This is a genomic window from Sporolactobacillus sp. STSJ-5, from assembly GCF_024385605.1.
Lineage (GTDB): Bacteria > Bacillota > Bacilli > Bacillales > Sporolactobacillaceae > Sporolactobacillus.
Genome location: NZ_JANFOJ010000014.1, coordinates 54646 through 66156, shown reverse-complemented (window position 1 = coordinate 66156; position 11511 = coordinate 54646). Strand labels below are relative to the sequence as shown.

Below are 11511 nucleotides of genomic sequence, written 5' to 3'. Positions count from 1 at the left end.
GATAACATACTGATAAGAACAACATTAATGATACGAGGTAACTATGAATCCGAAAACATTGAATTATAAAATGCCTGCGGAGTGGGAGACTCACGAGCGCACGTTTCTATCATGGCCGGTACGGGAGTCGATGTGCTTTCCAAACGACTACGAGCGTGTCTGCCTTGGCTATGCAGGCTTCATTGAGGCGATCGCTGATTTTGAACCGGTTACTGTACTGGTCAATCCCAATGAACAGAATTTCGTAAATACGTTTGTCAATCAATCTCGCTTTCAGTTCGAGCAATTTGTTTTGCCGCATAATGATTCGTGGCTGCGCGACAACGGTCCGACATTTGTTCAGGATACACAGGGGAATTTAGCAGGCATTAATTGGCATTTTAATGCCTGGGGTGAAAAATATCAGCCTTGGGACTTAGACGATAAGGTGGCTCATGTGCTCCTTGACGACTTACAGGTGCGTCGATTCGATGCACCGCTCGTCATGGAAGGCGGATCCTTCCATGTGGATGGTGAGGGAACCTTGCTGACGACGGAGCAATGCCTGCTCAATGCGAATCGAAATCCTGCGATGAATCGTGATCAGATTGAGCAGAGTCTGCAGGAGTATTTAAATATAAGTAAGGTCATTTGGTTGAAAAATGGTTTGTCCGGTGATGAGACGGATGGACATGTAGACAACATCGCTTGTTTTGCGGCACCAGGAAAAGTTCTGATCCAATGCTGCGATGATCCGGAAGATGATAATTATCTGATTACAAAAGAAAATATCGCACGTCTAGAAAAGGCGGTTGATGCCCAGGGAAGACGGCTTGAAATTATTCGCATACCGCAGCCGCCGGCTCGTTTTTACCAAGGTACGCGATTAACTCTGAGTTATCTTAACTTTTATTTTGTAAATAACGGCATTATCCTTCCTGTATTCGGAGGGAATGCGGATAAAACAGATAGACAGGCAGCATCGATTCTTGCGGAGATGTTTCCTGACCGAACCATCCGAACGGTTGACGGTATGGCGATTATCCGTGAAGGCGGCAATGTTCATTGCAGCACGCAGCAAATGCCGAAAACGAAAGAAGCAGGTGAAGTGAAGTCATGAGAAAAGTTAAGGTTGCAGCAACGCAAATGAGCTGCTCTTGGACGATTGATGAGAACCTCAGTAAGGCTGAAAAATTGGTACGCCGAGCAGCAGCACAAGGTGCGCAAGTCATTCTGCTTCAGGAGCTTTTTGAAACACCATACTTCTGCCAAAAAGAGAAGACTGAGTATTATTCGCTGGCGAAATCACTTGGCGAAAGCCGTGCAGTGGCACACTTCAAGAAGTTAGCTCAGGAACTCGGAGTGGTACTCCCAATTAGCTTTTATGAACGGAAAAATAATGCATTGTACAATGCGCTGGCAATGATCGATGCAGATGGAACCGTGCTCGGCACTTATCGAAAAAGTCATATTCCCGATGGACCGGGTTACGAAGAAAAGTTTTATTTTAATCCGGGCGATACCGGGTTCAAGGTGTGGGACACGCGTTTCGGAAAAATCGGTGTGGGTATTTGCTGGGATCAGTGGTTTCCGGAATCTGCACGTTGCATGACTTTAATGGGTGCGGAGCTGCTTTTTTATCCGACGGCAATCGGAACAGAGCCGTATGATGCGACTATTGATTCTAAGGATCATTGGCAAGCGTGCATGCTTGGCCACGCAGCGTCAAACCTGGTCCCGGTCATCGCATCCAATCGAGTTGGCACCGAAACAGATGAGGATTCCAAGATCACTTTTTACGGCTCCTCTTTTATTGCCGGACCGCAAGGCAACAGGATTTGTGAAGCAGATCGAACAAGCGAAACGACCTTAGTCGCTGAATTTGATTTGGACAAGCTTCAGGAGCAAAGGTTTGAATGGGGCATTTTTCGTGATCGCAGGCCGGAACTGTACCGAATTCTGACATCGAATGACGGGGAACAGAGCATTTAGTGGAGATGAAGAGATAAACGAGGAAGGGTTCAAATGGCAGGCAAACTCTATATAAAAGGCTTTCGAATCGACCATCATGCACCGGAATATGCAGACAGTTATCTATCGAAAATTGCAGCTTTGCGCCATCTTTATGACTTCTCTTTTCATCGCCCGGTAACCTTTTTTGTAGGGGAAAACGGATCGGGAAAATCAACAATTTTGGAAGCATTGGCCGTTAACTTGGGATTTAATGCTGAAGGCGGATCGAAGAATTTCACTTTTTCTACCAGCATGACACACTCAGATTTATATAAAGCCGTGCGTGTCATCAAGGGGCCGGATCATCCTAAGGACGGTTTTTTCTTGAGAGCGGAGAGCTTTTACAATCTTGCATCTAACGTTGATGAAATAGGTGATCCGATTTTTTTAGAACAGTACGGTGGGAAATCGTTGCATCAGCAATCCCATGGAGAAAGCTTTCTTTCACTCATGCTGCATCGATTTCGCGGTCACGGTGTTTATATACTAGACGAGCCTGAAGCGGCTTTATCTCCTACAAAATTGATGACAATGCTCGTAAGAATTAAGGAATTGGTGAATCAGCAATCACAGCTGATCATTGCCACTCATTCACCTATGTTGATGGCTTATCCCAATGCGGATATCTATTTTATATCAAATGAGGGTGTTAAGAAGACTCGTTATGAGGATACGGAGCACTATAATGTGATGCGTCATTTTTTGGAGGATCCGCAGAAAATGCTGCATTATTTGCTGGATTAGAAATGGAAAATTGAATCTTATTCAAGTTGGCCTGCTTAAAGGTTGAGCAGGCCCTTTTTAATTGCATTGACAACGGCGCCAACACGAGAATCAGCGCCTAATTTTTGGATTATAGATGATATATGGTATTCAACGGTCCGTTTGCTGACGGACAGTTTTTGACTGATTTCATTAGTTGTCATATCTTCAGCAATTAGTTTTAATATATCAAGCTCTTTGGAGGTTAACGATTCACATGGAGTTTCCGGCTTAAGCCTTGGAAATACCTTATCCCCGTGAAAGACTTGGCGGATAACCTTTGCAAGTCGTGAATTCGATTCTTCTTTGGTGACATAGGCATCCGCTCCCGCCTGTTTTGCTTGCTCAATATACTCGTCATATTGATAGCCGGAGAGAATGATAATCTTAAGCGGAATATGACGCTTTCTTATTTCTCTGGTGAGTTCGATGCCGTTTGTGTTCTTAAGACGTACATCAAGTACAAGGACGTCTGGAGGCTGCGCGCTGATTACCTTTTTAAGATTTATCGGGTCAGGCAGAGTGTCGACGACGTGAAAATCGGACTCTTTCTCAAGCAGTTCTTTTAGGCCCATGAGCATGAGCAGATGATCATCCACTAAGATGATGTTGATTGTCATGTCCATCATTCCAATCTAGGGGCAGTGTGATATTGATTGTTGTTCCATTTCCCGGTGACGATTGTATGTCGAAAAGTCCATGCATCAAATCGACGCTTTTCTGTACCGAGAGCAATCCGATATGACCGGAGGCAGTACTTAATATGTTGGTCAGATCAAACCCTTTTCCATGGTCGCTTACTATGATCAGCAGGTAATAATCCGTACACTTAAGGGAAACTGAGACAACAGGAATCGACGCATGTTTGATCGAATTGTGGAGCAGCTCCTTAACCATGCGAAAGGCTGCAAGCTCAATTCTCTTCGGAATTATTTTCATTCCGAGATCAAAACTTGTATCAACGATTACATTATAGTTGTTTTGCAGTCTCTTTTTCAGCGCCTGAACACTTTGCTGCAATCCGAGATCTTCTACAATGAATGGATGCAATTCGCGCGACTTTTTCCTAATTTCATAAATGGTGTTTAAGAGTGATTCCTTGATTTCTCTGTAGGCAGCCTGATCAATTTTATGCGAATGATGCAGACCATCGATCCTATTTTCTAATAGTATAACATTTTGAAGAATCTCGTCGTGCAGAAAAATGGATAAATCCCGTCTGCTTTCGTCAATGGAATTCATGAGCAATTGATTAAAATGCTCATGAGAGTATGACAGACTTCTTGTTTTCTCAAGCTCAGTATCCATCTGAGAAAGCACTTCAGAGCTGTTTAACAGATTAAGAGCATCGGCACAAATTCCATCAATCAATGCAAACTCATTTTTTTCAAAGCGTGTTCCGTTCTTTTTCTGACCAAGAAAAATCCATCCTTTGATGCTTTCTTGATCCGATAACGAAAGGATGGTTACATCCATTTTTTTCTGAATCGTCTCTTTTGTATCTGAGTTTAGGCTGTTCAAAATTTTAAGTGTCAACGATCCTTTTGAAAAAATCCCGGTTTGATAATAAATCTTTGGAATTTGGTTTTGCTTCCACACGAGGCAGGCACCATTAATTACGATTGTTTGCTGAATGAGATTAACAATTAACCGTGCGCAGGAGGTTAGATGCTGCCCGTTTAAAACCTGCTGCATGATTCGATGCGTTTCTCTTTTAATTTCTTGGGTTTTATCAACCTTGTGACGATAGGAGCGTGAACTGAAAAATTGATTGAATCCAATGAAAATGATGATGGCAGCAGACATTAACAGATTGATGCGAAAAAATAGATCCAGATGATCCTGAAAAAATAAAAACAATAAGTTGTTTGTTAAAATTAAAGAAAGGATGATGATGCCTGTTTTCGATAGAAGCGTCATAAATTTTATACGAATATCGATGATCTCTTGACGCGTCAGCATGTAGGTAACTGAGATTGGGAAAATGATGACACTTATTAAACTATAATAAAAAGGAATATGATTTTCTGAAGCAAAGAAGATATACGGGATCAGACTCAAGAAAATAACCGGAAAAAAGGAAAGACAGAAAGAAGCAATGAGAATATAGAGCTGATTCTTGACCTTTGCAGAATTGGATTTCAGCATTAAGCTGATTAAAACAATACAGAGTACAAGTGATGTACAAATAACAAGGATAAATAAATATCGAGACAGTCTTGCAAATGAATTATGAAATTGCTGAAAAATTGTAGTGAAAAAATAGATTATTGAAAAGCAGAAAACAATATTTTTTAAAGTTACAAAAAGCAACCTGAACAGCTTAGGCTTTGTTGTTGAGGGGAAAAAAAGAAAAAATTGTAAGAGACAAATGGGCGTAAAGAGCCCGGAGATCACCTCTAGCGGCTGGGCAACCATGTTATTGACGCCGGAAGGAATTGCAGAAGTGACTGCAATTCCGGCCACATACATTAAATAGAAGAATTGCTTTGTAATGACTGAATGAGGTTTTAATCTATAACAATAGATACCGCTGCATACAAAAAAGAATCCAATAGAGGAAAGAATAATGAGCTGATCTAGTTGAGGAATCGGATCTGCATCAATTTTACTGAAATTAGTTTGGAATTGAAACGAATATACGTAATACACAGTGAGAAAAATGAATAACACAAATAATGAATAAGAAATTAGTTTCGCCTTAATGATCATCATCTCCGAGAAACTTTATCAGGTCTATATAGTGCATTTTATTAGTACTTGTTTCTTGTTTTTTCTTCAAAAGAAGTAAGGCTTTGTTTAAATAAAATTCAGAAAGAATATCGCAATATTTAATTGCGCCCGTCTTTTTTATATAGGAACGAATAATTGGCAGCAAATCTCGGCTTTCTCTTAAATTCTTGGTTGTCAGCATCATTAAAAGCCATCCGTCATCCTTTGTTTGACTAGCTTCAATCGCTTTAATCAAAGGTAATGTGGCTTTTTTATCCACAAGATCATTTTTCGTATCGTCAAAGAGATCTCGCGCGTCATTACTGATTTGTCCCGAAAACCCTATGCAATCTGCAATCTTAGTCCAAAATGCGAGTTCTTCATGTGGCACATTTAAATGAAAAACTAAACGAGTCAATGATACCGATTTGCGACTGATTTGCGCAAAGTATTCTTTCTCAGTCGGTACGTGTTTCCTGCTAATACAGAAGGACAAATCCCTGATCTGTCCTTGAGCCGCTTCTCGTAATTGCTCTACCACATTTAAAAATAATTGAGGATTTTTATACTGACTGACGATGTGCAATCCTTCCATTAAAAGCACACTGGATAAGCTTACAGCTTGGGGAGCAGGAACCCATGTTAAGAGTTCGCCATTTAAATCTTGGTCCGCCAAATCATCAAGAATATCTGTTGCGAGGACAAGAAGTTCAATGGCTGCAGAGCAGGCAACTATAGAAGAATCCCTCTTATCAGTCGATTCAAAGAGTGAGGCAATATGATAATTGAATTCTGCCCATGTAAATCCCGATTCGACATTAAAAATCTTCCCTTTTAAATGCAAAAGAGAAGAAATGAAATCCTTCGTATCGCTATTAATTTCACATTCTGAAATATACTCATTTAAAAAATTTTTTATTTTATCTCTGTTCTGCATTATTAAACCCATTCAAGTGGTCCGCTCGCAGGCAACTCGCTTATTTGGCTCATATGCTTGGTAAAAATCGAGGATACATCCGAATCCAAATCTGCACCTGCAACTGCCAACTCTGCATTGCCTACATGCGCCTTATCGACAAATTCCTGTACTAATGCCCACAATTTTTCATTCATTGCTCAAACACCTCCAAAATTTGTCTTACATATAGTGATAATTCGACTTATGAAGCACAACTCCTTTAAAAAATTTAAAATAATAATTTGAAATAATTGCGGAAAATACGGATTCCAAAATAATATGAATTGGGTAAATTAGGCATAGGGGAGAAATATATCAATGGGTATTTTCAAGTAGAAAAAGAACAATTTGGTAAAAAGAAAAAGAATTTACTTATTCGAATTAATAATTAGGTTTCACATGTGGGGGGAAATAAAATGAGTTCATATGATCAGTATTCAACCACTTATTTAACAGAATTATATTATGTGATCAAAAAGAATATTGAAAACGGTTTCCTGTCAAGCGCAATGCGACAGGAACTGGCACTCATTGCTGAAGCAGTAAGTAAACAGGGTGTTGCAATTATCGAGGATAAACGTATGATACAATTCCGTCATCAAATCTGCGATCAAAAATAAGTGAATCTAATTCCTAGGTGACAGTCGTCGGCTGTCACCTATTTGGCGTGCTTAAATTATGATGGTAAATAATTGGAATCCAAAAAATAAATGTTGAAAAATTTGGAAAAACAAAAGAAAATAAACAATATATTGATAAAACAAAGAGAATCGGAGGTTAGTGATGGACACTGAATGGATTCATGACTACTGTTTAACGAAAATCGGCACGGAATGTGATTTTAAAGAGGAATGGCAAGCGACCAGATACATGATACGCGGCAAAATGTTTGCGATGCGTGGTGGAGACAAAAAGGGCAGCCCAATTATCACGGTTAAATTGTCTCCTGAATTTGGCGCACATTTGCGTGAAGAATACGATGCAATCGTTCCGGGGTATTACATGAACAAGACGCATTGGAATTCACTGTATCTTGAAGCGGATATTCCAGTGAGTGTATTAAAGACGATGTTGGATCAGGCACACATGCTTGTGCTGTCGTCGCTCAGCAAGAAAGTGCGTCAAGAAATAGAAAAAGAAAATGCATAGTAATAGATGTAATCTCCGTGACGTGATCTTACTGAAGCTTGGTAGTCTATTTCTTTCTTTAATGTGTGCTTTTTGTGTCGGTTTAGAGAAAAGATGAACAGATTATAGAGGATTATTATTCTTGTCTTTTCTCCGCATCTATTTATAATTAATAGTAGTAACATATTTTTTTTTGAATTTTCAAAGGTAAAAAGGCCTAGTTATTATTGCTTATCGTAATTATGGATTGTTCGCACAATCTCTTTATTGATGCTATGATCAGTGACCAAAACGGAGAAAGGGTGGTATTTTTGACAAAAATACTTATTGTGGATGATTCAAAGTTTTCACAGAAGATTACATATTCATTTTTAAACCAATACTTAAAAAATATAGAGTTTGTTTTTGCAAATGACGGACAGGAGGGCCTTGAGAAATTCACGGAGACTCAGCCTGATTTTATGATTGTTGATCTGTTAATGCCGAAATTGCGCGGACAGGATTTGATTGAAAAGGCGAAACAAATTGATCGAAATGCCAATGTTATTGTTTTGTCCGCTGATGTTCAGAATCGGGTACGTGATGTTGTAGAAAAAATGGGTGTGCTCTCTTTTATTAATAAGCCTTTAGATGAAAAAAAGGCGAAAGAGATCTGCGACATCATAGGGACGGGTAGCTGTGGCCGATAATATAAGCAGAGAAGATATCCTAACTGAATTGTTTAATGTTGGTGTGGGTCAGGCTGCAAGCACGCTTTCGGATATCATTGATAAACGAATTGGGCTGACGATTCCTAATGTCCGTATTTTGGACGCTGCTAAAGGGAAGATTGAACTTAACAAGTATCTGCTGAATGTTGCCGAGGGAGCGGTTATGGTCTCCTCTATTTCGTTTGACAGTCAGCTGGAAGGCAAAGTCAGCCTGCTTTTCCCAGCAGATAAAATGCATCATTTTATTGATCTCTGCCTTCATGAAACACGTGATGAATTTGAGAACAGTTTGGAATTTACGGATATTGATTTTGATACGATTAAAGAAATCGGCAATATCGTCATTAATTCAATTATTGGCGAACTGAGCAATACGGTAAACATACCGGTTGAATACACTTTGCCAGACATAGATGTGTTAAATGATGCCAATGCGGAACACTTTGTTGATTGTGAAGATTATCGGCTTGTACTGATGATGTTTCTTGCTTTTGACATTGAAGGGACTGAGATTGCCGGAGCAATTGTCATTAATATGACGTTGAATTCGCTCGACGATATCCTGAATAAGATCGATAAACTGTACAATGGAAGATGAGTGATTATGGATTCTATTATTCCTGGTATTCTAAACTGCATAAATGAGGGAATCGTAATGATTACTGAAGACCTCGAGATTACCTACTGGAATCCTTTTATGGAGCGATTATCAGGTAAGAAGAGCAGAGAGGTTCTCGGGAAAAAGGTGGATCAGGTGCTTCCTGCGCTTGAACGTCCGTTCTTTTATAGTGCAGTGAAGCGGTTGACTTCCGGAGGAAACCCTGTCTTCTTCTCAGCTGCCATGCATCGAAAATTGGTGAACCCGGATCATCGGGTGAACATGAAAATGAATCGTGTGATGCTGGAAGGCCGAAGCGATCTTCTCCTTGAATTTATCGATGTCACGAATCAGTTTCAAAGGATCAGTCAATTAAGGGATTATGTCAGTCAACTTTCCCATCTAAATAATCAGTTGAAGCAGAAGGAAAAGGTGATTGAAAAACTCGCCTATTATGACAAATTGACTGGTGTTGCAAATCGAGCATTGTTCGACAAGTTCGCAGACAAATATTTAAGTATGGCCAAAGAACACGGTACAATGCTCGGCCTGATGTTTGTCGATGTTAATGAGTTTAAACTGATTAATGATACCTATGGGCATAATACAGGTGATAAAGTCATGACGCGCGTGGCAAGTCTACTGACAGAATCCACGCGTAAAAATGATATTGTTTGCAGATATGGAGGCGATGAATTCCTGGTTCTGCTCCCTGACATTCGAACCGTTCGAGATTATCAGGCGATCGCTGAACGCATTGAAGTGAATAAAAAAAGACATATCGTTCAGGACGGTTATGATATTTGGCTGTCTCTGAGCATCGGAATCAGTTTTTATCCCGATGACGGTACGACGATTGGTGATTTGATTGAAAAAGCTGATGAATACATGTATTTCAACAAGCATCGATTGAGAGCGCAGCAAAAAGATATGTTTTCAGAATAAACGTCGGGCGGATGAGTCATAAATCCGCTCGATTTTTGGTTAATCAGCCGCCATCTGCATGTTACGGAACAGGCTGATCATGTATTTATTTGCCGACTTCTGATTGAAATTCATCGAATGAAAAAAAGTGACGGTTGACATACCTGCCGGGCAATGGCATAAATAATAAAGCAGGAAGTTGGCGAAAAAGCCGAGAGGGAATGGTCATTGCGATGGATAAACAAGAAGTGCGCTCTAATTTATTGAACATCATGTCAAATGAAGAACAAGTAAAAATAGATGAAAATTTAAGTACATATACCTTTACTCACACTGGCGGAGAAGCTGATCTTTTTGTAAAGCCGCAAACGTATGAAGAAGTAGGAAAGACTGTTGCTTATGCCAATAAGCATCAGCTGCCGCTGACAATCCTCGGACGGGGATCCAATCTTATTATACGGGATGGCGGAATTAGAGGAATTGTCATTCACTGCGGCTGTCTAAATCAAATCAAATGCGAAGGTGAGACGCTGATCGCACAAAGCGGTGCATCGATCATTGATGTTTCTCGTTTCGCTTTGGCACATGCACTTACAGGTCTGGAGTTTGCTTGCGGCATTCCCGGATCAGTCGGTGGTGCATTATATATGAATGCCGGTGCCTATGGGGGAGAAACAGCCGATGTGCTGCGCGGAGCGGTTGTCGTCGACACAAATGGATCTATTTTGAAGCTTGAAGATCATGAACTTGAAATGGGCTATCGACACAGCGCATTTTCTCAAAAAGGTTATTTAGCCCTTGAAGGGACCTTTGTCCTTAAAAAGGGCAATCCAGTTGAAATAAAACAAGAGATGGACCGATTGACCGAATTGCGTGAGTTGAAGCAACCGTTGGAGTATCCATCATGCGGCAGCGTATTTAAAAGACCCACAGGTTATTTCGCCGGGAAACTGATTCAGGACAGTGGATTGCAAGGAACGAGAATTGGCGGCGTTGAAGTGTCGATGAAGCATGCCGGGTTCATGGTTAATGTTGATCACGGCACCGCTTCAGATTACATACGCTTGATAAGGCATGTGCAGGAGACGGTCAAGAAGAAGTTCGGAGTGAATTTGGAAACAGAAGTGAAGATCATTGGTGAAGAACCAAATAAATAACAGGCCGTGCCGGCCTGTTATTTTTAAGTTATAGTGTTATTAAAAATTGACTTATTCTGCGATTCGCTTGCCCATGATGACTAAATCGCGTTCGATCCCATCCAATTCGGCGACTTTCGGAAACGTTCCCCAGCGCTCAAAATCGAAATGTTCAAATAGGCGAAGGCTTGGCATGTTTTGAGCAAAAATAAATGCGAGTATGGTCTTGATTCCAAATTCACTGCAGTGGTCAAAAGCGTAACGAATGAGAAACGAGCCGATCCCTTTTCCTCGAAAGCGTTCATCAAGATAAATACTAATTTCTGCAGTTGCTTGATAAGCAGGGCGTCCGTAAAAATTGCTGAGGCTGAGCCATCCACAAACTTCTCCCTCATATTCAGCGACCCAAAGCGGCCGATTTGGGTCTGCTTGATGAGCGTCGAACCACGGACGCCGATCATTAATGCTGACCAGTTCCGTGTCGGCAGTGACCATGCGGCCAGGAATGGTTGAATTGTATATCGATACAATGGTTGCAAGATCCGATTCAACGGCATCTCTGACTTTAATTAAATGGGACATAAAGTTCCT

14 protein-coding genes are annotated in these 11511 nt (G+C 40.6%); 9 read left to right on the top strand and 5 right to left on the bottom strand.

Annotated elements, in window-relative coordinates; genetic code table 11:
- The first annotated feature begins 43 nt into the window (after nucleotides 1-43).
- The 3 genes from NOM01_RS12885 to NOM01_RS12875 are packed head-to-tail and all read left to right on the top strand — an operon-like array spanning nucleotide 44 to nucleotide 2736.
- Complete coding sequence (locus NOM01_RS12885; protein WP_255748898.1) at nucleotides 44-1099, top strand: agmatine deiminase family protein; 1056 nt, start codon at nucleotides 44-46, stop codon at nucleotides 1097-1099.
- The gene (gene aguB, locus NOM01_RS12880; protein WP_255748897.1) at nucleotides 1096-1971 is read left to right on the top strand and encodes an N-carbamoylputrescine amidase; all 876 of its coding nucleotides are present in this window, start codon (nucleotides 1096-1098) and stop codon (nucleotides 1969-1971) included. Before NOM01_RS12885 ends, aguB begins: the two co-directional genes overlap by 4 nt.
- Nucleotides 1972-2004: 33 nt before the next feature.
- Complete coding sequence (locus tag NOM01_RS12875) at nucleotides 2005-2736, top strand: AAA family ATPase (protein WP_255748896.1); 732 nt, start codon at nucleotides 2005-2007, stop codon at nucleotides 2734-2736.
- Between the two features lie 35 nt (nucleotides 2737-2771).
- On the opposite strand, the gene NOM01_RS12870 is transcribed toward NOM01_RS12875, so the two are convergent.
- The 4 genes from NOM01_RS12870 to NOM01_RS12855 all read right to left on the bottom strand — a co-directional run bounded on the left by NOM01_RS12870 (nucleotide 2772) and on the right by NOM01_RS12855 (nucleotide 6579).
- Complete coding sequence (locus NOM01_RS12870) at nucleotides 2772-3374, bottom strand: response regulator transcription factor (RefSeq protein WP_255748895.1); 603 nt, start codon at nucleotides 3372-3374, stop codon at nucleotides 2772-2774.
- Nucleotides 3346-4902, bottom strand: a complete 1557-nt coding sequence (locus NOM01_RS12865; RefSeq protein WP_255748894.1) for a sensor histidine kinase — start codon at nucleotides 4900-4902, stop codon at nucleotides 3346-3348. Before NOM01_RS12865 ends, NOM01_RS12870 begins: the two co-directional genes overlap by 29 nt.
- A gap of 553 nt (nucleotides 4903-5455) precedes the next feature.
- Nucleotides 5456-6415 carry a polyprenyl synthetase family protein gene (locus NOM01_RS12860; RefSeq protein WP_255748893.1) on the bottom strand — a complete coding sequence of 320 codons (960 nt, stop codon included), beginning with the start codon at nucleotides 6413-6415 and terminating at the stop codon, nucleotides 5456-5458.
- A complete protein-coding gene (locus tag NOM01_RS12855; protein WP_255748892.1) occupies nucleotides 6406-6579 on the bottom strand; it encodes a hypothetical protein in 174 nt (57 codons plus the stop codon). The genes NOM01_RS12860 and NOM01_RS12855 overlap by 10 nt, the downstream gene beginning before the upstream one ends.
- Nucleotides 6580-6840: 261 nt before the next feature.
- Between NOM01_RS12855 and NOM01_RS12850 the strand changes: the two genes are divergently transcribed.
- From NOM01_RS12850 to murB, 6 genes are all read left to right on the top strand, one after another.
- Nucleotides 6841-7044 (top strand): hypothetical protein, encoded by a 204-nt coding sequence (locus NOM01_RS12850; protein WP_255748891.1) that lies wholly within the window; start codon nucleotides 6841-6843, stop codon nucleotides 7042-7044.
- Between the two features lie 163 nt (nucleotides 7045-7207).
- The gene (locus NOM01_RS12845) at nucleotides 7208-7573 is read left to right on the top strand and encodes an MmcQ/YjbR family DNA-binding protein (RefSeq protein WP_255748890.1); all 366 of its coding nucleotides are present in this window, start codon (nucleotides 7208-7210) and stop codon (nucleotides 7571-7573) included.
- Nucleotides 7574-7863: 290 nt separating this feature from the next.
- Nucleotides 7864-8241, top strand: a complete 378-nt coding sequence (locus tag NOM01_RS12840; RefSeq protein ID WP_255748889.1) for a response regulator transcription factor — start codon at nucleotides 7864-7866, stop codon at nucleotides 8239-8241.
- A complete protein-coding gene (locus tag NOM01_RS12835) occupies nucleotides 8231-8860 on the top strand; it encodes a chemotaxis protein CheC (RefSeq protein WP_255748888.1) in 630 nt (209 codons plus the stop codon). The genes NOM01_RS12840 and NOM01_RS12835 overlap by 11 nt, the downstream gene beginning before the upstream one ends.
- Nucleotides 8861-8866: 6 nt before the next feature.
- Nucleotides 8867-9805, top strand: a complete 939-nt coding sequence (locus NOM01_RS12830) for a GGDEF domain-containing protein (protein ID WP_255748887.1) — start codon at nucleotides 8867-8869, stop codon at nucleotides 9803-9805.
- Between the two features lie 212 nt (nucleotides 9806-10017).
- The gene (murB, locus tag NOM01_RS12825) at nucleotides 10018-10941 is read left to right on the top strand and encodes a UDP-N-acetylmuramate dehydrogenase (protein ID WP_255748886.1); all 924 of its coding nucleotides are present in this window, start codon (nucleotides 10018-10020) and stop codon (nucleotides 10939-10941) included.
- A gap of 51 nt (nucleotides 10942-10992) precedes the next feature.
- On the opposite strand, the gene NOM01_RS12820 is transcribed toward murB, so the two are convergent.
- Nucleotides 10993-11502, bottom strand: coding sequence for a GNAT family N-acetyltransferase (locus NOM01_RS12820; protein WP_255748885.1), 510 nt, complete (start codon nucleotides 11500-11502; stop codon nucleotides 10993-10995).
- Between the last annotated feature and the right edge of the window lie 9 nt (nucleotides 11503-11511).

What these genes read in the sequence shown, in the direction of transcription:
- NOM01_RS12885 (WP_255748898.1), top strand. Translation starts at nt 44, where the DNA reads ATGAATCCGAAAACATTGAATTATAAAATGCCTGCGGAGTGGGAGACT.
- aguB (WP_255748897.1), top strand. Translation starts at nt 1,096, where the DNA reads ATGAGAAAAGTTAAGGTTGCAGCAACGCAAATGAGCTGCTCTTGGACG.
- NOM01_RS12875 (WP_255748896.1), top strand. Translation starts at nt 2,005, where the DNA reads ATGGCAGGCAAACTCTATATAAAAGGCTTTCGAATCGACCATCATGCA.
- NOM01_RS12870 (WP_255748895.1), bottom strand. Translation starts at nt 3,374, where the DNA reads ATGACAATCAACATCATCTTAGTGGATGATCATCTGCTCATGCTCATG.
- NOM01_RS12865 (WP_255748894.1), bottom strand. Translation starts at nt 4,902, where the DNA reads ATGCTGAAATCCAATTCTGCAAAGGTCAAGAATCAGCTCTATATTCTC.
- NOM01_RS12860 (WP_255748893.1), bottom strand. Translation starts at nt 6,415, where the DNA reads ATGGGTTTAATAATGCAGAACAGAGATAAAATAAAAAATTTTTTAAAT.
- NOM01_RS12855 (WP_255748892.1), bottom strand. Translation starts at nt 6,579, where the DNA reads ATGAATGAAAAATTGTGGGCATTAGTACAGGAATTTGTCGATAAGGCG.
- NOM01_RS12850 (WP_255748891.1), top strand. Translation starts at nt 6,841, where the DNA reads ATGAGTTCATATGATCAGTATTCAACCACTTATTTAACAGAATTATAT.
- NOM01_RS12845 (WP_255748890.1), top strand. Translation starts at nt 7,208, where the DNA reads ATGGACACTGAATGGATTCATGACTACTGTTTAACGAAAATCGGCACG.
- NOM01_RS12830 (WP_255748887.1), top strand. Translation starts at nt 8,867, where the DNA reads ATGGATTCTATTATTCCTGGTATTCTAAACTGCATAAATGAGGGAATC.
- murB (WP_255748886.1), top strand. Translation starts at nt 10,018, where the DNA reads ATGGATAAACAAGAAGTGCGCTCTAATTTATTGAACATCATGTCAAAT.
- NOM01_RS12820 (WP_255748885.1), bottom strand. Translation starts at nt 11,502, where the DNA reads ATGTCCCATTTAATTAAAGTCAGAGATGCCGTTGAATCGGATCTTGCA.